At 63.8% G+C, this 19,994-nt stretch carries 17 protein-coding genes; 12 read left to right on the top strand and 5 right to left on the bottom strand.

Going from position 1 to position 19,994, the window contains the following annotated elements; all coding sequences use genetic code 11:
• The first annotated feature begins 53 nt into the window (after positions 1-53).
• Both SS05631_RS22795 and SS05631_RS22790 read left to right on the top strand, forming a co-directional pair.
• Complete coding sequence (locus SS05631_RS22795; protein ID WP_037419718.1) at positions 54-197, top strand: hypothetical protein; 144 nt, start codon at positions 54-56, stop codon at positions 195-197.
• 214 nt (positions 198-411) lie between these two features.
• Positions 412-1,704, top strand: a complete 1,293-nt coding sequence (locus tag SS05631_RS22790; protein ID WP_037419716.1) for an amidohydrolase family protein — start codon at positions 412-414, stop codon at positions 1,702-1,704.
• 18 nt (positions 1,705-1,722) lie between these two features.
• Here the strand turns inward: SS05631_RS22790 and pdxA are convergent, their stop codons facing one another.
• From pdxA to SS05631_RS22770, 4 genes are all read right to left on the bottom strand, one after another.
• Positions 1,723-2,709 (bottom strand): 4-hydroxythreonine-4-phosphate dehydrogenase PdxA, encoded by a 987-nt coding sequence (gene pdxA / locus SS05631_RS22785; protein WP_037419713.1) that lies wholly within the window; start codon positions 2,707-2,709, stop codon positions 1,723-1,725.
• A 21-nt stretch (positions 2,710-2,730) separates the two neighbouring features.
• Complete coding sequence (locus tag SS05631_RS22780) at positions 2,731-3,864, bottom strand: iron-containing alcohol dehydrogenase (RefSeq protein WP_037419710.1); 1,134 nt, start codon at positions 3,862-3,864, stop codon at positions 2,731-2,733.
• A 303-nt stretch (positions 3,865-4,167) separates the two neighbouring features.
• Positions 4,168-5,361, bottom strand: a complete 1,194-nt coding sequence (locus tag SS05631_RS22775) for an exo-alpha-sialidase (protein WP_037419706.1) — start codon at positions 5,359-5,361, stop codon at positions 4,168-4,170.
• Between the two features lie 10 nt (positions 5,362-5,371).
• On the bottom strand, positions 5,372-6,280 hold the full coding sequence (locus tag SS05631_RS22770; RefSeq protein ID WP_037419704.1) for a dihydrodipicolinate synthase family protein: 909 nt from the start codon (positions 6,278-6,280) through the stop codon (positions 5,372-5,374).
• A 325-nt stretch (positions 6,281-6,605) separates the two neighbouring features.
• Here SS05631_RS22770 and SS05631_RS22765 point away from each other — a divergent pair, with 325 nt between their 5' ends.
• The 7 genes from SS05631_RS22765 (at position 6,606) to SS05631_RS22735 (ending at position 14,242) form a co-directional block, all read left to right on the top strand.
• On the top strand, positions 6,606-8,255 hold the full coding sequence (locus SS05631_RS22765; RefSeq protein ID WP_037419702.1) for an ABC transporter substrate-binding protein: 1,650 nt from the start codon (positions 6,606-6,608) through the stop codon (positions 8,253-8,255).
• A gap of 229 nt (positions 8,256-8,484) precedes the next feature.
• Entirely contained in the window at positions 8,485-9,441 is a 957-nt protein-coding gene (locus SS05631_RS22760; RefSeq protein WP_037419761.1) for an ABC transporter permease, read from the top strand.
• A 1-nt stretch (position 9,442) separates the two neighbouring features.
• Positions 9,443-10,402, top strand: coding sequence for an ABC transporter permease (locus tag SS05631_RS22755; RefSeq protein WP_037419700.1), 960 nt, complete (start codon positions 9,443-9,445; stop codon positions 10,400-10,402).
• Positions 10,399-11,406 carry an ABC transporter ATP-binding protein gene (locus SS05631_RS22750; protein ID WP_037419699.1) on the top strand — a complete coding sequence of 336 codons (1,008 nt, stop codon included), beginning with the start codon at positions 10,399-10,401 and terminating at the stop codon, positions 11,404-11,406. Before SS05631_RS22755 ends, SS05631_RS22750 begins: the two co-directional genes overlap by 4 nt.
• Complete coding sequence (locus tag SS05631_RS22745) at positions 11,406-12,389, top strand: oligopeptide/dipeptide ABC transporter ATP-binding protein (RefSeq protein ID WP_037419698.1); 984 nt, start codon at positions 11,406-11,408, stop codon at positions 12,387-12,389. The genes SS05631_RS22750 and SS05631_RS22745 overlap by 1 nt, the downstream gene beginning before the upstream one ends.
• 1 nt (position 12,390) lies before the next feature.
• On the top strand, positions 12,391-13,479 hold the full coding sequence (locus SS05631_RS22740; RefSeq protein WP_037419695.1) for a four-carbon acid sugar kinase family protein: 1,089 nt from the start codon (positions 12,391-12,393) through the stop codon (positions 13,477-13,479).
• A 4-nt stretch (positions 13,480-13,483) separates the two neighbouring features.
• Positions 13,484-14,242 carry a FadR/GntR family transcriptional regulator gene (locus SS05631_RS22735; RefSeq protein WP_037419692.1) on the top strand — a complete coding sequence of 253 codons (759 nt, stop codon included), beginning with the start codon at positions 13,484-13,486 and terminating at the stop codon, positions 14,240-14,242.
• 155 nt (positions 14,243-14,397) lie between these two features.
• On the opposite strand, the gene SS05631_RS22730 is transcribed toward SS05631_RS22735, so the two are convergent.
• Positions 14,398-15,657, bottom strand: a complete 1,260-nt coding sequence (locus SS05631_RS22730) for a nitrate/nitrite transporter (RefSeq protein WP_037419690.1) — start codon at positions 15,655-15,657, stop codon at positions 14,398-14,400.
• Positions 15,658-16,398: 741 nt separating this feature from the next.
• On the opposite strand from SS05631_RS22730, the gene SS05631_RS22725 reads away from it, so the two are divergent.
• From SS05631_RS22725 to SS05631_RS22705, 3 genes are all read left to right on the top strand, one after another.
• On the top strand, positions 16,399-18,396 hold the full coding sequence (locus tag SS05631_RS22725; protein ID WP_037419688.1) for a methyl-accepting chemotaxis protein: 1,998 nt from the start codon (positions 16,399-16,401) through the stop codon (positions 18,394-18,396).
• A 626-nt stretch (positions 18,397-19,022) separates the two neighbouring features.
• Entirely contained in the window at positions 19,023-19,211 is a 189-nt protein-coding gene (locus SS05631_RS22715; RefSeq protein ID WP_037419685.1) for a hypothetical protein, read from the top strand.
• A gap of 450 nt (positions 19,212-19,661) precedes the next feature.
• Positions 19,662-19,907 (top strand): DUF982 domain-containing protein, encoded by a 246-nt coding sequence (locus SS05631_RS22705; protein WP_037419759.1) that lies wholly within the window; start codon positions 19,662-19,664, stop codon positions 19,905-19,907.
• The last annotated feature ends 87 nt before the right edge of the window (positions 19,908-19,994 follow it).

Below are 19,994 nucleotides of genomic sequence, written 5' to 3'. Positions count from 1 at the left end.
CCGCCAGGTTTCCTAGCTACGGACATGTCAACGCTTTGAAGGAAACGCACTGAATGAGCCGGAATGGCCTCTATCTCATCATCACTCTTCTCGCCGTGGTCGCTGTCGGACTGGGCATCTACGTCTACCGCGAAGAAAACCAGCCAGGCATCGAGATCAAGATTGGCGAGCAGGGTATTTCGGTCGAGGAGAATTGACCTACCTGTGCCTCAAGCGGAGGTCTGGCGACCCCGTCCCCGCACGCAAGACATCGACCGTCCGATGCAGGCCAGCCTCGCTAAGCGCGACTTCGCAGCACCTCATCGCGCGTGGCCCCCTCGCCTACAATGATAGTGTAGTGCAAGCTATGATGCTGCCGCCGACTCGCCGCAGCTGGCGCTGGTGTTTCTCATCTTATCCGCTGGAGCCGCCATGTTCGACCTGATCATTCGTAACGCCAATCTGCCGGACGGGCGCAGCGGCATCGATATCGGCATCCAAGGCGAAAGGATCGCCGAGGTGGCGGCGAAGATCGAAGCGTCGGGCAAGGAGGAGATCGACGCGACCAGCCGGCTCGCCACGCCGCCCTTCGTCGATCCGCACTTTCACATGGACGCGACGCTGTCGCTCGGGCTGCCGCGCATGAACCGCTCCGGCACCCTGCTCGAGGGCATCGCGCTCTGGGGCGAACTGCGCCCCACTCTGACGCGCGAGGCACTGATCGAACGGGCGCTGCGCTATTGCGACCTGGCGGTCTCGCAGGGGCTCCTCGCCATTCGCAGCCACGTGGACATCAGCGATCCGCGGCTGGTTACCGTCGAGGCGCTGCTCGAAGTCCGCGAAAGGATCGCGCCCTATATCGACCTGCAGCTCGTCGCCTTCCCGCAGGACGGCTACTACCGCTCGCCCGGCGCCGTCGACGCCTTGTACCGGGCGCTCGACATGGGCGTCGACATCGTCGGCGGCATTCCGCATTTCGAGCGCACCATGAGCGACGGCGCGGCGTCGGTGGAAGCGCTCTGCCGGATCGCCGCCGAGCGGGGATTGCCGGTCGACATGCATTGCGACGAGACCGACGATCCGATGTCGCGCCATATCGAAACCCTGGCAGCGCAGACGATCCGCTTCGGCCTCAAGGGTCGGGTGGCGGGATCGCACCTCACCTCGATGCATTCGATGGACAACTACTACGTTTCGAAGCTCATCCCGCTGATGGCGGAGGCCGAGATCAACGTCATTGCCAATCCGCTGATCAACATCATGCTGCAGGGCCGGCACGACACCTATCCGAAGCGCCGTGGGCTGACACGCGTGCGCGAATTGATGGAGGCCGGCCTCAACGTCTCGTTCGGCCACGACTGCGTCATGGATCCCTGGTACCCGATGGGCTCAGGCGACATGCTCGAGGTCGGGCACATGGCGATCCATGTCGCCCAGATGGCCGGGATTGACGACAAGCGGAAGATCTTCGACGCGCTGACCGTCAATTCGGCGAAGACGATGGGCCTCGAAGGCTATGGTCTCGACAAGGGCTGCAACGCCGACCTCGTCATTCTCCAGGCACGCGATACGCTGGAGGCCCTGCGGCTGAGGCCGAACCGGCTCGCCGTGATCCGTCGCGGCAAGGTCATCGCCCACACGCCGCCACGGCTGAGTGAGCTGCATATCGAGGGACGACCTTCGGCCGTCGATGCCGCCAATTATGCGCCATGGTCCGGGGACTGACGTCTCCTGCGAGTGCCGCTACTGCGCGACCGCTCGCCTCGGCGAACTTGCCATCAGCCGCGCATAGGCGATCGCCGAAAGCATGTTGACGTGGTTCGCCTTGCCGGTGCCGGCGATGTCGAAAGCAGTTCCGTGATCGACGGAGACGCGGTCGATCGGCAACCCGAGCGAGACGTTCACCGCCGTATCGAAGGCGACGAGCTTGATCGGGATGTGTCCCTGGTCGTGATATTGCGCGATGATGAGGTCGAAGGCGCCGTTATAGGCGCGCGCGAAGACGGTATCGGCCGAGATCGGGCCGGAAACGTCGATGCCCCTGGCCCTGGCCAGTTCGACGGCGGGCGCCAGGAAGCGGGTGTCCTCGTCGCCGAAGAGACCATTCTCGCCGCAGTGCGGGTTGAGGCCGGCGACGGCGATGCGCGGCTTCATACCAAGTCGCAGGAAATGATTGTGGCCGGCCTCGATCGTCGCCAGCACCCGCTCGACCGTCGCGCGCGCGATGGCGCCGCGCAGCGACACGTGAGTCGACACGTGGATGGTGTTGAGCCGCTCGGAAGCAAGCAGCATGAAGGAGCTTTTCGAGCCGGTGAAGTGCGCCAGAAGACCGGTGTGGCCGTCGAAATGATGGCCCGCGAGATTCATCGCCTCCTTGTTGATCGGCGCCGTCACGATGCAATCGGCCTCGCCCGCCGTCGCCATTTCAACGGCGCGGCGGATATAGCGCACCGAGGCCTCGCCGGCCGTGGCGTTCACCTTGCCGATCTCCGGCAAGGGCGCGTCGATCGGCACCTCCTCGACCAAAACGGCGCCGTCCGTCGGGTGCGACGCGAAGTCGACAGCCGCGGATGTGGCGCGATTCGCCCGTTCCAGCGCCTCGATATTGCCGACGACGATAAAGCTCGCGAGCTCCTTGCGCGGCAGCGAGGCGAGCGCCTTGACGATCACCTCCGGCCCCACGCCGGCCGGATCGCCGAGCGTGATTGCGACGCGGGTGTCCTTGCCCATGGTTTTCTCCCTGTGCCCCGCCTAGAAGGCGGCTTCATAGATTGTGAGAATGTCGGCGCGCGACAGGTCGCGCGGATTGTTGTCGAGCAGCCGCCGGATGGCGAAGGCATCGTCGGCCATCGTGCCGAGGTCGTTGGCAAGCACGCCGAGCTGCCTGAGCTTCATTTCGATGCCGAGCGCGGCGCAGAACCCATGCGCGGCATCGAAGACCGAGTCGACGCGCTCCGAGGCAGGCAGGCCGAGCGCCTCGAGCACCGCCCTCGTCTTGTCCGGCACGGCCGGCGTGTTGAAGGCGAGCACATGCGGGAAGATCAGCGCATTGGCGGCGCCATGGGCGACGTGCCAGCGCGTGCCGAGCGGATAGGCAAGCGCATGCCCGCCGGCCGTATTCACCGGGCCGAGGCAATAGCCGCCGTAAAGCGAGGCGAGCGACAGCCCGGCGCGGGCCTCCGCATCATTGCCGTCGCGGACGGCGCGGGCGAGATAGCGGCCGACAAGCCGCACGCCTTTGATCGCATAGATGTCGATGGCGGCATGGGCCTTGCGGTTGGTGAAGGCCTCGACGCAATGGGCGAGCGCATCCACGCCTGTTGCCGCGGTCACCTTCGGCGGCACTGTGAAGGTGAGCACCGGGTCGATGACGGCGATATCGGCGAGCATATGGATGCTTTCGACGGCGAGCTTGGCTGTCGTCTCCGGGTCGGTGACGAGGGCGCGAATTCCCGCCTCGCTGCCGGTTCCGGATGTGGTCGGCACCTGGGCAAGCGCGGCTTTGCGCGGGCCCGCGACCTTGCCGGCTCCGACGACTTCGGCAAGCCGCTGCGGCGAGCCGGCAAGAACCGCCGCAAGCTTGGCGAGGTCCATGGCGCTGCCGCCGCCGAAGCCGACGATCAGATCGGCCCTGGCATCCTCCGCTGCCGAGAGCACACGCTCGAGATCGCTCGTATCCGGCTCGGCCTTGACCTCGCCATAGACGGTCACCTCGCCAGCGAGCCCGAGAACTTCAGTCCGCGTTGCGTTGAAGGCATCGGAAATCACGAGGACACGGCGGTATCCCTTGCTGGCGGCCCATGTGCCGAGCCTTGCCGCCACACCGGTGCCGAATTCGATCAGGCCTGGTTTCACCATGGAAATGGGCGTTTCCAGATTGCTCATCCGCTCGATCCTCCCTGAACCCGGCGCCGCAAGTACGACAAGATGTAAAGTTGTTATACTTTATATCGCCCTATGGCAAGAGCCGTGACCGCGCTTTTGTCCGTGATATGTTCTTTGCTGCTTCACCGCGGCCGATGACGACGCCGGACGGTTACCGCTATCGCTTTGTAAATAAAAGGCAATTCCTTTTCGCGCGCTGCGGCGTCCGCCAGCGCACAGCGATTGACCCTGGCAAGCCAGCGATGCGATGGCAGCAGCTACACTTGTCAATTCTGGGCCGCAGCCGGTCAGCCGGACGCCAGTTCACCCGGCATTTTCGAGGAAGCCTGGCTCCAACCGGACGTATTTGATCGCCCGACGGAAGTAGGTGTAGGCGACGTGCAGCCGGCCCTCGGCGTCCTCAACGATCGACGGATAGGAGAATTCGCGATTGAGCGAATCCTTCGAGTTGTTGCTGAGGCAATAGCCATCGCCCGTGTCGAGATCGATGCGGCGCGGGAAGGTTCGGCCGCCGTCCGTCGAAAAAGCCAGGCTTAACGGCGCGCGCGGCACGCCCCAGACGGCCGGACGGGCGGAGACGACCTCATTGGCGGAAGCGCCCTCCTCGCCGCCGTCGATCTCGTCATAAAGCGAGTGCCGGCGCGCATCCGACATGGACGCATTGCTATGGTTGTAAACCATTGTAATGGCGCCGTTTTTTGTGCGAATGGCCTGGATCGACGAATTGTTGTTCGGCAGGTCGACCGCTTCCGGCGCCGTCCAGTTGAGCCCCGCATCGTCCGACTGGCTTCTGAGCACATGGGTCGCAAAACGGTTGCGATAGAAGGCGATCATCGTGGCACCGTCGGCCGGAACGATGTTCATGTGAACCGCGCCGATGCTGTCGGGCACGTCGGACATCGTCCAGCTCCTGCCCTCGTCGCGCGAAATCAGCACGGCGGCGCGATCGACGTCGCCGGTCCAGCGCCGGCCCGCTTTCCCGATGCAGCGAAACACCGGCAGAAGCCAGGCGCCGGCGTCATTGACGATGATCGGCTGGCGCACGAAGGTGCCGGGAATGTCGCAAAGCACTTCCGTCGGACCGAAAGACTTGCCGCGGTCATCGGAAATGCGCCGTTTGACCACCGCTCCATCCTGGTTGCCGGAGGTCTGCGAGGTAAAGAGCAGCCAGACGCGGCCGTCCGGCGCCGTGAAGATCAATGGATTCTGCTCGGACTTCGCCGGGTCGTCCGACATCTTTTCCGGGCTGGACCAGCGGCGCTGGCCGGGCTCCAGCCGCGACATGTAAACCGAGATATCACCCATGCCCTCCATCGTTCCGCCGAACCAGACGCAAGTCAGCGTGCCATCCGGCAGAAAGGCAAGATTGGCCGCGTGGTTCTGCACGCAAGGGGATGGAAGATAGGCGTCGCAGCGGCCGGGCTCGGCCGGGCTCGGGACGAGCTCGCCCGTCATCTGGGACGGAACCTCGTGCGGCTCCAGGGCGGAATAGGTCATCCGATCCTCCTCAGTCCAAAGCCGCGAATTTTTCGGCGAGATCGGCGCGCTCGCTGTCGTTCAGCGGCACGAGCGGCGCGCGCGTCTGGAGCCAGGCATCCTCCCCGCGCCTCAGGGCGACCATCGCCTTGATCGTCGGGATCTGCACATAGGAATTCGACAGAGTCCGATAGGCGTTGATGCGCGCCTGCGCCGCCTCGACCTCGGCCGCCTTTGCCGGATCCGAAACATGGTCGAAAATCAGCCGCAGGGAATCGGCGACGAGATTGGACGTCGCGGTGATACAGCCCGCGCCTCCGACCTGCAGGAGCGGCAGAAGCAAGGGATCGGCGCCGGCCAGCACGGAAAAGCCCGGCAGCTCCGCCACCAGCGCCTGCATGTTGGCAAAGTCGCCGGCGGAATCCTTGATGCCGACGATGGTCTCGGGAAAGGCCGCCGCGAGCCGCTTGACCAGCGGGATCGAGAGCGGAATCCCGGAGACCTGCGGAATATGATAGAGGATCACCTTCAGCCGGTTGTCGGCGATCTTTTCAACGATTTGCGAATAGGCTGCGTAGAGCCCCTCGTCGCTGACGCCTTTGTAGTAGAAGGGCGGAAGCATCACGACCTTCGTCACCCCGAGCGAGAGCGCATGCTTCGTCAGCGCAACCGTTTCCGGTATGGCGGCAACCCCGGTGCCGGGCATCAGCCGGTCGGCGGCAATGCCGGTTCCGAGGGCGCTCTCCAGGACTGCCCTGCGCTCGTCCTGCGAAAACGAATTGGCCTCGCCGGTCGTGCCGAGGAGGGCGATCCCATGGCACCCCTCCGCCAGCAGCCTGCCGCAATGATCGGAAAAGAGCGCGAGGTCGGGATCGCCGCTGGCCTTAAGCGGCGTCGCAGCGGCGCAATAAACGCCGGTCACCACATGTCGTCCGTTCATCTGCGCCTCCTCCGCGGTCCCGCAAACGGTTGACGAACTTGTCAGATGCGGCCTTCCGGACCGCTTTTCGCCGCTTCCCGCATGCGCTTCATCGCTCCTGTTTGGTTCAACATGACCCCTGTTGTCAATATGAAAAACGGAGCTCCAATTTTCGCGCATCTACAACCAGTTGATTATACGTGTTTTTTTAACAACGCCGACCTCGCTGTTGAACGGACGCGCAATTTTAGTTGACATATTTACAATATGGTCCAGTGTAGGGCCAATCAGAGCACCATGATCCGGGGAGAGCGGAGGCGCTCGATTTCACGCACGGGAGGAAGAAATGACCAGACGGAATGACCTCGACTCCGCAACGGCGGGCATCTCGCGGCGGGAGGCGCTGAAGCTGGGTCTCGGCGCCACGGTGGCGCTGACGATCGCCGGCATGAACGCGCGCATCGTGATGGCCCAGGAAGGCCAGGTGCTGAAGGTGGCCAATCCGGCCTTCAACCAGGACTGGTCGCCGCTGCGCGGCGGCGGCGTCCCCTATCGCTGGAACTCCATCTGGTGGGCCTCGCCGATGTTCTTCGACAGCGAAGGCAAGATCAATCCTTATGTCTTCACGAGCTGGGAGTCCTCCGAGGGCGATAAGGTTTGGACCTTCAAGATTGATCCGAAGGCCACTTTCTCCGATGGCAGCAAGATCACCGCCGAGGACGTCAAGGGATCGTGGAACGTCTCGGCGATGCCGAACACCAAGAACCAGCGCGCCGACCAAGTGTTGAGCAAGGTCGCCGGCTTTGCGGAGGTGAGCGGCGGCAGCGCCAAAGAGATTTCCGGCATCGCCACGCCGGACGAAGGCACCGTCGTCGTGACGCTGAGCGAGGCCGACCCGATCTTCTTCATGCGCCTTGCCAACCATATCGCGCCGATCACCAAGGCCGAGCAGTCGCGCGGTGAAGACGGCGAGGAGATCGCCGATTGGTACACACCGGACAGCGGCGCCGTCTATTCCGGTCCGTTCAAGTTGACGGCGATCGACATCGATGCCGGCACGCTCACCTTCGAGCCCAACGAGAATTTCTTCGGCCCGAAGCCGAAGCTGGCGCGAATCGAGATCGGCTCGATCGAGGACAACGTCACCGCGACGTCACTGTTGAAATCCGGCGAATTCAACGCCCATACGGAACTTGTCACCTCGACGATCATCCAGGACCTCGGAGCGGACTTCGCCTCCGGCCCAATCATCCCGACCAGCCAGCATTTCTGGTTCAACACGGCGCGCAAGCCGATGGACGATCCGAAGGTGCGCGAGGCGTTGATCCGCGCCGTCGATCGCGAAGGGCTGATGAAGGCCTCCTTCCCCGACGGTCCGCACAAGAAGACGGACCAGATCCTGAACTCCGTGCCGGGCGCCGACAATTCCGGCTTCGAGCCCTACCCTTACGATCCGGAAGGCGCCAAGAAGCTGCTTGCCGAGTCGAGCTATGGCGGACCGGAGAAGCTGCCGAAGCTTCTCTTCGTCGGTGTATCCGGCCCGGCGATTGAGGCGGCTGCGCAGTTCATCGCCGAACAATGGCGCCAGAATCTCGGTATTTCCGCCGTCGACATGAAGCCGCAGCAGGACGCCTATGCCGGCCCCGACCAGAATGCCGTACAGATCTTCCGCGACGACGTCGGCACCCGCGTGCCGGATGCCGTCTCCTACCTGCAGGGTTCCATCGCTTCGACCTCCTCGAATGCCCAGAACAAGCTCGGCGGCTATAAGAACGACAAGGTCGACAGCCTGCTGAAGGAAGCCTCAACGAAGGCGGCCGACGATCCGCAGCGCGTGGCGCTCGCCCAGGAGGCGCAAAAGGCCTTCCGCGACGACTGGACCTTCATCCCCTGGTATGCTCAGGCGATGTCGCGCTGGGCGACCGCCGAGGTCAAGGGCATCGACAAGAACCTCGACTGGCAGGTTGCCAAGCCCTGGGAGATTTCGGTCGGCTGATACGGCCGGCTGCTGTCGACCTTAAACAGGACGAGTCGCGCGAAGGCTTCCGGGCCTTCGCGCTCAAATAGGCGCATGGAACGCAAGCTTCGGCTTCCGTGGCGGTCCTGGCGCCCATAACGGCCGGCACGCCAGCGCCCTTTACGGACCCAGGCCGGCTCAGGCAAAGCATGACGCCCGGAGATCGCCATGGCGGGTTGGCCGGCACCATGCGGGAGGAATGAGCGACATGCTGCGTTACGTCGCGACACGATTTGCCATCTGGATACCATCGGTTCTCTTGGTGATGATGGCTGTCTATGCCCTCGCCTTTTACGGCGCCGGCGACCCGATCAAGCTGATCTTCCTGCGTGCGCCGGGAGACGTCGCCTATAATCCGGAACGCATCGAGGCGATCCGCGAAGGCGCCGGGCTCAACAAGCCCTTCATCGAGCAGTTCGGCTACTATGTTTGGAACCTGCTCCAGGGCGATTTCGGCAACTCGCTGAACTCCGGGCGCTCCGTCTGGGCGATGGTCAAGGCGGCCGCACCCGTCTCCTTCAAGCTGGCGCTCTGCTCGATCATTCTCACCGCGCTCATTGCCATTCCGCTCGGGATGATCGCGGCGCTCAACCAGAACCGCCGCCTCGACTACATCATCCTCGGCTCGGCGCTCTTCCTCTGGGCGATCCCGGCCTATGTCGCGGGGCCGCTCTTGATGGTCGCCCTCATCGTTCTTCTGCCGGGCGTCAACGTGCCCTACGGCTGGGGCGGTGTCTTCGACATCCGCATCCTCCTGCCGCTGGTCGTGCTGTCCTTCCAGCCGATCGCCCTCATCATTCGCCAGACGCGCGCCGCGGTGATCGAGGTGCTTTCCGATGACTTCGTCCGGACCGCCCGCGCGAAGGGCGTGCCCGAGATCGTCGTGGCGCTCAAGCATATCCTGCGGCCGGTGCTGACCCCGGTCGTCACCCAACTCGGCCTCATCATGATCACCATCGTCAATGGCGCGATCTTCGTGGAACTCGTCTTCGGCCTGCCGGGCCTCGGCCGGCTGACCGTCAAGGCGCTGACCAATTCCGACTATCCGGTGATCCTGGCGATCACCCTTATCGGCTCGTTCCTGGTGATGATCTCGAACCTCCTGGTCGACATCCTCTATCCGTTCCTCGATCCGCGCGCCGTCGATGCCAAGAGGAGCCGCTGACATGTCTAGCGTTCAAGCCCAGCCCGCCCCTCTTATGGATGAAGCGCCGGTCAGCCTGTGGCGCGATGCCTGGTACCGACTGAAGCGAAACCGCCTGGCGATCTTCGGCCTCGGCATCATCATCCTGCTCGCCTTCGTCGCGCTGTTCGGCCCCTATCTGACGCCTTACGACTTCCTCAGCCAGGATCTCGAGGCCCGCAACCAGGCGCCGTCCCTCGCCCACCTCTTCGGTACCGACGATCTCGGCCGCGACGTCTTCAGCCGCGTCGTTTACGGTACGCGGACCGCCTTTGTCGTCGCCGTCGTGGTGACGGCAATCGCGCTTGTCATCGGTACGGTTCTCGGCGCGGTCGCCGGCTTCTTCGGCAACCCCTTCGACCGGGTGATCATGTGGCTGACCGACATCACCATGTCGGTGCCGAACCTGCTTCTCGTCGTCGTCATCAACGCATCGCTGAAGACGCCGATCGCGCAATGGATGGAGGCGCGCTATCTCGAAACGCTGAATCCGTTCTACCGCGAGACGGTCTGGATCGATTTCCTGCTCGTCTTCGGCTCCATGGCGCTGATTTCCTGGCCCCCCTATGCGCGTCTGGTGCGAGCCCAGGTACTCTCCATCCGCAGCCGGCCCTATATCACCGCCGCCCAGGCGCTCGGCCTGTCGAACCGCATCATCCTAATGCGCTATGTGATACCGAACGCGCTCGGGCCGCTGATCGTTGCCGTCAGTGCCGGCCTCGGCACCGCGATGGTGCTCGAGAGCGCCTTCTCCTTCCTCGGCGTCGGCGTCAATCCGCCGACGCCCAGCTGGGGCAACATGATCTCGGACGGACTGCGCGTCTGGCAACACTACCCGCATCTGCTCGCCGCACCGGCGGCCGTCCTCGGCCTCGCATCCGTCGCCTTCTCCTTCCTCGGCGACGGCCTCAACGATGCCCTGAACCCGCGAGGTAGCAAATGATGAGCGCGAACACGGAATATCGCCTGCTCGACGTCAAGGGACTGACGGTCGAAATCGAAACGCGTAGCGGCCCCGCGGTCATCGTCGACGGCATCGACCTGCATGTCGACAAGGGCGAGACGCTCGGCGTCGTCGGCGAATCCGGCTGCGGCAAGAGCCTCACCATGCTGAGCCTGATGCGGCTTTTGCCCAACAAGATCCGCGTCGCCAAGGGCGAGGCGCATTTCGACGGCCACGACCTGCAGAAGATGTCGAATCGGGAGCTGAGAAAGGCGCGCGGCGGCGACATCGGCTTCGTCTTCCAGGATCCGATGACCTCGCTCAACCCGGTAATGCGGATCGGCGACCAGCTCGCCGAGCCGTTGATCTACCATCGCGGCATGAACAGGAAACAAGCCCGCGAACGTGCCATCGAGCTACTCCGCCTCGTCGGCATTCCGGGGCCCGAGGACCGCATTCAGGCTTATCCGCACGAACTCTCCGGCGGCATGCGCCAGCGCGTCATGATCGCCATCGGGCTTGCCTGCGAGCCGAAGCTGTTGATCGCCGACGAGCCGACAACGGCGCTCGACGTGACGATCCAGGCGCAGATCGTCGACCTGGTGAAGGGCTTGCGCGAAAAGCTCGGCATGTCGGTGGTCTGGATCACCCATGACCTCGCGCTGATCGCCGGCCTCGTCGACCGCGTCGTGGTGCTTTACGCCGGCACCGTCGTCGAGGATGCCCCGGTCGACGCGCTCTACGCCAATCCGCGCCACCCCTATACGCGCGGGCTGCTCGCCTCGATTCCGAAACTCTCCGATGCACCGGCCTCGCGGCTGAACTCGATCGGCGGCACGCCGCCGGAACCGGGCCGCAGGCCTGAGGGCTGTCCCTTCGCGCCGCGCTGTCCGCTGGCGATGGACATCTGTCGCTCGCATGTGCCGAAGCTCGAGCCCGTTTCCGCTGCAGGAAGCCACCGCGCCGCCTGCTTCGCCGTCGAAAAAGCGCTGGAGGCCGCCTGATGGGTGCAGAACCGCTGCTGAAGATCGAAAACCTCGTCAAGCACTTCCATGTGCGGCTCGGCGCCTTCGGCGAACGGGCGGCGACAGTGCACGCGCTCGACGATGTCAGCCTCGATATCGTCGAAGGCGAGACGCTCAGCCTCGTCGGCGAGTCCGGTTGCGGCAAGTCGACGACCGGCTTCACCATCCTGAACCTCCATCGGGCGACCTCCGGCAAGGTTCTCTACAAGGGCCAGAACCTGACGGCGCTTGACGAGAAGCGGATGCGGCCCTTCCGGCGCGACCTGCAGATCGTCTTCCAGGATCCCTATTCGACGCTCAACCCGCGCATGACCGTCGGCGAGGCGATCGGCGAACCCATCCTGTTCCACAAGCTCGCCAGCAAGGCGGAACTCGAAGCAAAGGTTGCGGCACTGCTCACCGATGTCGGCCTGCCGCCGCGCTTCGCCTCACGCTATCCGCACGAGCTTTCCGGCGGCCAACGCCAGCGTGTGGCAATTGCCCGGGCGCTCGCCTGCCAGCCGAAGTTCATCGTCTGCGACGAAGCGATCTCGGCTCTTGATGTCTCGATCCAGGCGCAGATCATCAATCTGCTGCTCGATCTGCAGGAGAAGTACCGCCTCACCTACCTGTTCATCGCCCACGACCTGGCGGTCGTACGCCACATCTCGACCCGCGTCGGCGTCATGTATCTCGGTCGGCTCGCCGAGCTTGCCAGCCGCGACGCGCTCTTCGAGACGCCATTGCATCCCTATACCAAGGCGCTGCTCTCGGCGGTGCCTGAAACCGATCCCGAACATGAGCGCAGCCGCAAGCGGCAGATCCTCGAAGGCGACGTGCCGAGCCCGCTTGCCCCGCCCTCCGGCTGCCGCTTCCACACCCGCTGCCCGATCGCCATGGAGGTCTGCCGCCGGGTGGTTCCGAAGTGGAAGGAGGCGCGGCCGGGGCATCTCGTCGCCTGCCACGCCGTAAACGGCGAATAGCATGACCCTCAAAGTCGCCATCATCGCCGATGATCTGACGGGCGCCCTCGACACCGGAACGCCCTTCGTCGATGCAGGCCTGAGCGTCGCCGTGGCGCTCGACGTCGAGGCAGTCGAGGCCGCGATTGCGACGGGCGCGGAGGTCGTCGTGGTCAATACGGTGTCGCGCGCGCTCGATTCCCTCCGGGCTGCGGATCGTGTCAGGCGGGCCGCCGCCGCCCTGTGCCGAACCTCGCCCGTATTCGTGCTGAAGAAGATCGACTCGCGCCTCAAGGGCAATGTCGGGGCGGAGAGCGAAGCGCTGGCCTTTGCCGTCGGCCGCCGGCGCTTGGCTGTCGCTCCTGCCGTGCCCGACCAGGGACGCTACACCCGCGAAGCCCGTGTCGCCGGTTTCGGCGTCGGCGAACCGCTGCCGATCAAGCCGCTCTTTTCCGGCAGCGCCATCGACGTTCGGATCGCCGACGCGGCCTCAGACGAGGATCTCGACGCGCTAGTCGAAAGCCTCGACTGGTCGACCAGCATCGGCGTTGGAGCGCGCGGCCTCGGGCGTGCGCTTGCCCGGCGGCTCGCCCGGCCTTCGTCGCCGGCACCTTTCGCGCCGTCGCCGTGCACGCTCTTTGCTTTCGGTTCGCGTGATCCGATCACCGAGACGCAGATGGCGGTGCTGCTCGAAAGCGGTCACATCGCCAGTCACGTCGATGCACCGGCCGGCGAAGTGCCTGGTGAGCGCGGACCGGCGCGGCTGCCGGCACTGTTGAGATGCACCGGGACGTTGGCCGAGGCACCGGAGATTGTGGCGGAACGCTTCGCCGCAGGCGTTGCCCGTCTCGTCGCCGCCATGGCGCCCGACATGCTGATGATGGGCGGCGGTGATACGGCCTATGCTATCCTGCATACGCTGGGGGCTCGCGTGCTGTTGCCAAGGGGCGAGATCGAGGCGGGAATCCCCTGGTTCGAGACGGAGCGCCGGGGCGGCGGGAGGATGCGGTCAGCGATGAAGTCGGGGGGCTTCGGCAATGCGCAATCTCTGCTAAAGGTTCTGCGAGACGCGCCAGAATTACGGAATGCGGCCGATGAACAGGATGGGTAAGCGAATGGCGGAGAATGGCGGCCTTGGCCATGAGGCGGCAGCCGAAGCGAAAAGCGAACGCGGCAAATCGGTAAAGCTCGTCGATCGGGTCTTCAACCAGTTGCACGAGCGGATCCGCACCGGCAACTACGCACCGGATTCGAGGCTTCCGGGCGAGCATGAGCTCGCCTCGATGCTGGGCGTCTCCCGCCCCGTCGTGCGCGATGCGCTCGGGCGGCTGCGCGAGCAGGGCCTGATCTATTCGCGCCAGGGTGCGGGCACCTTCGTCAGCGCCCAGGTCTCGGCCGCCGCGCAGCTCGCCTATTCGCCGGTCAAGTCGATCGCCGACATTCAGCGCTGCTATGAATTCCGCCTGACGATCGAGCCCGCCGCCGCCTATTACGCCGCCCAGCGACGCGACGAGGCGGCGATCGCTCGGATCGCCGCGGCGCTTGCCGAACTGCGCGAAGCGACAAGCCATCAGTTGCACCGCACCGATGCCGATTTCCTCTTCCACAAGGCGGTCGCCGAAGCGGCCAACAACCACTACTACACCGCCTCGCTCGAGGCCCTGCGCGCCCATATCGCCGTCGGCATGCACCTTCACGGCCTTTCGCTGATGGGCCCGCGGCCAGGCCTGGAACAGGTCTACGAGGAACACCGGCAGATCTACCGCGCCGTTCAGGAGGGCCGCGCCGAAGAGGCCCGCGACCTGATGCGCAAGCACCTCGAAGGTTCGCGCGACCGGCTCTTCGAGGGCAAGGTCCTCGATCTTTCCTTCTGAGTTCAGGGCTTCGAAAGAGGAACGAAAAAGCCCGGCACTTAAAGTGCCGGGCAGGAAGCAGGGTTTTGGCAATCCCTGCGGGGAAGTGGTATGTTGGGGGTTCGGATGTGCCGCGCGGCTGCATTCAGTATCGATGCTGCAGCCGTGCCGTCCTTCTATTGCCCGTAGGCACCGGCCGGCGCGCCCTCGTCGGCACGCCGCTTGAACTGGCGGATCGAGGCGTTCATCCAGACCATCGAGACGGCGACGATCACGAAGAGCAGCATGAAACAGCTTGACCAGAGGCCGGTCCGGTCCTTGAGGAAACCGAAGGCGACGGGCAGGATGAAGCCGCCAAGGCCGCCCATCATGCCGACGACGCCGCCGACAGCGCCGACATGCTCAGGATAATAGGCGGGAATGTGCTTGTAGACGGCCGCCTTGCCGAGGCTCATCACGAAGCCGAGCACGAAGGTAACGGCGACGAACACGACCGGGGTAATCTGGAACGCGCCGCCCTCGGGCACGGAGAGGATGAGCGTTGCGACGGCCGACACGGCGAACATCGCATACATGATCTTGCGCGCGCCGATCCTGTCGGAAAGAGCGCCGCCATAGGCACGGAAAATGCTGCCGGGAATGGAGTAGGCCGCGGCGATCATGCCCGCCGTCTCGAGATTGAAACCGTAGACGCCGACGAGGTAACGCGGCAGCCACAGCGCTAGCGCGACGAAGCCGCCGAAGGCGAAGAAATAGTAGAGCGAGAAGCGCCAGACCTGAACGTTCCTGAGGGGCGCGAATTCGGCGAGGAAGCTCTTGCGCGGCTGGCTCACCTCGCGGCGGGCACGGAACTTCGGATCGTCGTCAGTCGTGAACCAGAAGACGATGGCCGTCAGCAACAACCCGGCCGCCCAGACCTGCGCGACCGTCTGCCAGCCATAGGCGACGAGAACGAACGGCGCCAGGAACTTGGTAACCGCCGCGCCGACATTGCCGGCACCGAAGATGCCAAGCGCCGTCCCCTGCTTTTCCGGCGGGAAGAAGGGGGAGACATAGGCGACACCGACGGCGAAGGAGCCGCCGGCAATGCCGACGCCGAGGCCGGCGAGCAGCATTTCAGGGAAGGTGGTGGCGTAGGCGAGGAGAAAGGTCGAAAGCGCGGCCGCCAGCATGGTGACCGTATAGACGAGCCGGCCGCCGTAGCGGTTGGTCCAGATGCCGAGCACGATGCGGATCAGCGAGCCTGTGAGGATCGGCATGCCGATCAGCAGGCCGAACTGCGCTTCGCTTAGTCCCAGTTCCTGCTTGATGCGCACGCCGATGATCGAAAAGATCGTCCACACGGCAAAACAGATGGTGAAAGCGGTCGTCGAGATCCACAGGGCGCGGCCCTGCTCCCCGGCAGTGATCTTCTGTGACTGGTGAACAGCGGACATAGCTTCTCCCGGCGCAAAGGCGCCATTCGATCGTTGATCCTGGAAATGCCCCGAACAACGCGCGTCGCTTCTCAGCGATCGCCGCTTCCATCCTGCTTAAGCAACCTTGCTCCTGGTGCGCGACATTGGGCACCGCCGGCGGTCAGCTCGGGCTCACCAGATGAAAAGCAAGAGACATGCCAACTGCAAACATTTGATATAAGCGCTGCAAAAGCAGTGGCTTGCTCGAAGAAGCTCTACCGTCTCGCTGGGCAGGTGACCAAAAATTAGCCTGCTGGGACGGGCCTGATGAAACAGTGGGCATATCCGATACGGCTAGATCTGCAACGAATACTTCCACGGGTAGACGACCACTTCTACGGAGAGGCCGGAGAGGCTCGCGCCGGAGATATTGAGCGGATGGATGCAGCCGGCGACGCTCGTTCCGTTCACGACTAAATGTAAAGAGTTGCTTTGTGGCGCGGCAGATGCATCTCCGATAGGAATCGGCTGACGGGCTACTCGTGAAACTAGCACAAACGGGGCGTTGAATATCCACAATGCGCAGCAATGGCGGCCGCTCGCCCACTGAATCAGCAATATGGTAACCTTTATAAGAGATTGTTCACTTCCGCTTCTGCATGCCATGGTTGTAGCACCCGGAGTATGTCGAAGAACACTGCCGTGCGAATGACTCTATCGACTTTTCTCTACCGACAGGAACCATGACGACTTCCTAGATCTCATTTGACCGGAGGATCGATGAATCGGATTTCACTCAAAACCTCACTCGTCGGCGCTTTTGCCGTCTTGCTGCTGCTACTTATCGGGCAAGGTCTGTTTGCCCTTTCCCTAGCTCGCAGCATTTACGGCGACGTGGAGACCCTCGCGACGCGCTGGGTGCCGAGCGTCGACATCACCAACAAGATCAACACTGCGATTTCCAACCTCCGCGGCTCGGAAAATCGGCATATCGTCAACCGCACCGAAGCCGGCATGAAGCGTGCCGACGACGCAATCGCCGCCGATCTCAAGAAACTGGAAGAGCGGATGAGAACCTATGACGGGCTGGTGTACGACCAGAAGGAGCGCGAGCTTTACACCGAGTTCAAGGATGTACTCGCCACCTATCTGAAGCAACATGACGAGCTGATCGCGATGTCGCGCGCCGGTAAGAAGGACGAGGCGGGGGATTTCCTGACAAGCGCCATGCGTCAAAGCTACAACGAACTGGACAAGCTGGCTGACGGGTTCCGCGACATCAACCTTGCGGGGGCGAAGCAGAGCTACGCGGACAGCTCGACCGACTTCACCAGCGCCCGCATCACGACTTTCATGCTGCTGGCGATCGCCTGTCTCGGCGCTCTCGCCGCCATGGCCTTAGCGATTGTCGGTATCTCGCGCCCGATCAATCGGACCACCGCGGTCATGCGCACCCTTGCGGATGGCGATCTGTCGCTCGAAATCCCCTTTACCGACAGGGCGAACGAAATCGGCGCGATGGCGCGCGCCGTCGAGGTGTTCAAGCAGAACGGCCTCAAGGTGCGCGAATTGAACGCACAGGAAGCGGCGCTGCAGGCGAAAAGCGCGGACCTTCAGTCGAGCATCGGCGAGGTGGTGACCGCGGCGGTTGCCGGCGATTTCACGCGGCGCATCACCAAGACTTATGACAATGCCGATCTCGACCGCTTCGCCAACCAGGTGAACGAACTGGTTACCTTCGTCGACCGCGGCGTTGCCGAGACCCGCCGGGTAATCTCGGCATTGGCGGTGGGTAACCTCACGGAAAACATGCGCGGCGAGTTCCAGGGCGCCTTCGGCGAGCTCCAGTCCAATGTCAATCAGACGATGGCGAACCTGCGCACCGTGCTCGGCGAGGTCCGCGGGGCGATCGACACGATCAACGGCGGCGCCGGCGAGATGCGGATTGCCTCGGGCGACCTCTCGAAGCGCACCGAGCAGCAGGCCGCCTCGCTCGAAGAGACCTCCTCGGCGCTGGAGGAAATCACCGCCGCGGTGAAGAGCTCGACGGAGCGGGCGACGGAGGCCAGCCACATGGTCGACGAGGCCCGCAAGAGCACCGAGCAGTCGAGCGCTGTCGTCAAGGATGCGGTCTCGGCCATGGGCCGGATCGAAGCGGCCTCCGGCGAGATCGGCCAGATCATCAACGTCATCGACGAGATCGCCTTCCAGACAAACCTGCTCGCACTCAATGCCGGCGTCGAGGCGGCACGGGCCGGCGAGGCCGGCAAAGGCTTCGCCGTCGTAGCGCAAGAGGTGCGCGAACTGGCGCAGCGCTCCGCCAATGCGGCCAAGGACATCAAGGCGCTGATCTCGCGCTCGGGCACCGAGGTCGAGGCCGGGGTGAAGCTGGTGACCGCGACCGGCGCGGCACTCACCCTGATCGAGGGGCATGTGATCAAGGTCAACGAGCACGTCCATTCGATCGCGACCGCCGCCCGCGAGCAGTCGACCGGCCTGTCGGAGGTCTCGACCGCGGTCAACCAGATGGACCAGGTGACGCAGCAGAACGCGGCGATGGTCGAGGAATCGACGGCGGCGACGAACCGGCTCGCCGACGAGGCGGCGAACCTCGCCCGGCTGATCGCCCGCTTCCGGCTCGAGGCGGGCGCGGCACCGCGCCTCGCCGCAGCCGACAGCATGCCGGCGGCTTCTCCCGCCCGGGCGCTCGGCCGCAAGCTCGCCGGCGCCTTCGGTGGACAAACCGCCGCTGCGACGGCCGATTGGCAGGAGTTCTGATCGCAAGCGGCCTCGACTTGTCGCAACATTCAGCTCTGCATCGTGGTAATGCCGCATGCGCAAAGGCCGCGTTTCGAGGTTGCGCAGCACCAGCCACGCCTCGAACGGCGACAGCTTGGCGCCGGTTTAGGGAGAGATCTCGCGATTGATCGTGGCGTTACGATCAGCGGCGTTTTGATCTTACTGGCACCGGAACTGCTCTTCGCCGTGACCGTCTCGCCGTCCTTTTTCTCTTCTGTCCCCTGCCGCCGAGATCGTCAGCGGCTGCAGCGCCGTGGCGCCGAAACGCCTAAGGTCGGTGCCATGATCGTAAAGCGCGCCGTTGCGCCCCCTGCCGCAATGCAGCAAGATTGATATATTGTTCAATCAAACTGAGTTGCATGGCCCTATCACCGGCGTGTGCTTCTCCGGTTCGGACGCGCCGAGGTCGGTCTCGGTGGTCATGCGCAAGGAAATGGACGAGCGTGGGGCGCAGGACCGTCAATATTTCCTTGAGTGAATAGTCAGTTTTTCCGAGAGTGACTTTCAAACCTCGAATGATAGCCGGCCGCTAGCGCCGCATCCAGGCGTGTCAGGGAACCCCGGCGACGCGATTTCGTTCTCCTATGATCAACGGAGTAATGGATATGTTCACCCGAAGAAATGAGCGCCTGGCGCCCGAGAAGCAGGCCTCAGCCACCTTCCCGGTCGCGGTCCTGCTGCTCGCGGTATGCGCCATTTTCGTCTACCTGACGATCGGCGGCGGCTTTTTGGAGGGCGGAGCAGACACGGTCGTCTATACGCCGCAGGTCGCCGACTCGGCGGGGCAGCGCTGATCGGCCGAACGCGCCGGCTGACGCCCGCATTCGCGACTTGTGAGGAGGCGAGCGGTCCGCAGTCTTAATGTTGCCTCAGCCTCGTCAGCAGGAACAATCGTGACACCAGTGGACTGTCCGGACGCATCAAGGGAGTTCCGCCATGAAACCCGACCCCACCGGCCCCGGTCCCGGACCGGGCATCATCCCGCCAAATCCCGTCCCTCCGCTCGGCATCCCCGACCCGCCAACCAAAGAACCGCAACCCAAAAAGCTCCCAGAGGAAGAACCCGGCACTCCCGGACGCGAAACGGAAGAGCCTCCTCGTGCGACCGGGGCCGAGCCGACCCACAGCAACAAGTGATCCATCATTGCCGCGTTCCCGCATCAATGATGCAAGCCAAGATGGAAAGCACGGGAACGAAAGAGTTCAGAGGCAGTTAGGTGGGCCAGAAGCCAAGGGACGCCGACATGTTCAAGTCATGGAACGAATGCGTCATCGTGGACTTGCCCGATCTCGACGGTGTCCAGATCGTCTGGAGCCCGGCCGAAGCGGCAAGGTTGCTTAGCGAACATTGGCCAGTCTCCCATGGCAACGCCTACAACGCCGCCCTCAATGCCTGCACCGACGCCATGCTCGGAACGGCCCCAGAGGATCAAGCGCGCCAAGCTTTTGTCGCTGCGGTCAAGGAAGCGAAAATCAAGATGATGCGGTGACGGTGTGTCACCAGCGTGTACTCTTCTCCCCTCATTCCTGTGACGAGCACAAGAGATGAGGAGGGAGAAGCATCCCCGAGACCAAAG

The organism is Sinorhizobium sp. CCBAU 05631, from assembly GCF_002288505.1.
GTDB lineage: Bacteria > Pseudomonadota > Alphaproteobacteria > Rhizobiales > Rhizobiaceae > Sinorhizobium > Sinorhizobium fredii_C.
Note: the sequence above shows the minus strand (reverse complement) of the source record. Positions and strands in the feature narration are given on the sequence as shown.

Excerpts from the sequence above, each read along its gene's own strand:
- SS05631_RS22775 (WP_037419706.1), bottom strand. The coding sequence starts at position 5,361 with ATGACCTATTCCGCCCTGGAGCCGCACGAGGTTCCGTCCCAGATGACG.
- SS05631_RS22790 (WP_037419716.1), top strand. The coding sequence starts at position 412 with ATGTTCGACCTGATCATTCGTAACGCCAATCTGCCGGACGGGCGCAGC.
- SS05631_RS22795 (WP_037419718.1), top strand. The coding sequence starts at position 54 with ATGAGCCGGAATGGCCTCTATCTCATCATCACTCTTCTCGCCGTGGTC.
- SS05631_RS22745 (WP_037419698.1), top strand. The coding sequence starts at position 11,406 with ATGGGTGCAGAACCGCTGCTGAAGATCGAAAACCTCGTCAAGCACTTC.
- SS05631_RS22780 (WP_037419710.1), bottom strand. The coding sequence starts at position 3,864 with ATGAGCAATCTGGAAACGCCCATTTCCATGGTGAAACCAGGCCTGATC.
- SS05631_RS22725 (WP_037419688.1), top strand. The coding sequence starts at position 16,399 with ATGAATCGGATTTCACTCAAAACCTCACTCGTCGGCGCTTTTGCCGTC.
- SS05631_RS22750 (WP_037419699.1), top strand. The coding sequence starts at position 10,399 with ATGATGAGCGCGAACACGGAATATCGCCTGCTCGACGTCAAGGGACTG.
- SS05631_RS22715 (WP_037419685.1), top strand. The coding sequence starts at position 19,023 with ATGTTCACCCGAAGAAATGAGCGCCTGGCGCCCGAGAAGCAGGCCTCA.
- SS05631_RS22770 (WP_037419704.1), bottom strand. The coding sequence starts at position 6,280 with ATGAACGGACGACATGTGGTGACCGGCGTTTATTGCGCCGCTGCGACG.
- SS05631_RS22730 (WP_037419690.1), bottom strand. The coding sequence starts at position 15,657 with ATGTCCGCTGTTCACCAGTCACAGAAGATCACTGCCGGGGAGCAGGGC.
- SS05631_RS22735 (WP_037419692.1), top strand. The coding sequence starts at position 13,484 with ATGGCGGAGAATGGCGGCCTTGGCCATGAGGCGGCAGCCGAAGCGAAA.
- SS05631_RS22705 (WP_037419759.1), top strand. The coding sequence starts at position 19,662 with ATGTTCAAGTCATGGAACGAATGCGTCATCGTGGACTTGCCCGATCTC.
- SS05631_RS22760 (WP_037419761.1), top strand. The coding sequence starts at position 8,485 with ATGCTGCGTTACGTCGCGACACGATTTGCCATCTGGATACCATCGGTT.
- SS05631_RS22740 (WP_037419695.1), top strand. The coding sequence starts at position 12,391 with ATGACCCTCAAAGTCGCCATCATCGCCGATGATCTGACGGGCGCCCTC.
- pdxA (WP_037419713.1), bottom strand. The coding sequence starts at position 2,709 with ATGGGCAAGGACACCCGCGTCGCAATCACGCTCGGCGATCCGGCCGGC.
- SS05631_RS22765 (WP_037419702.1), top strand. The coding sequence starts at position 6,606 with ATGACCAGACGGAATGACCTCGACTCCGCAACGGCGGGCATCTCGCGG.
- SS05631_RS22755 (WP_037419700.1), top strand. The coding sequence starts at position 9,443 with ATGTCTAGCGTTCAAGCCCAGCCCGCCCCTCTTATGGATGAAGCGCCG.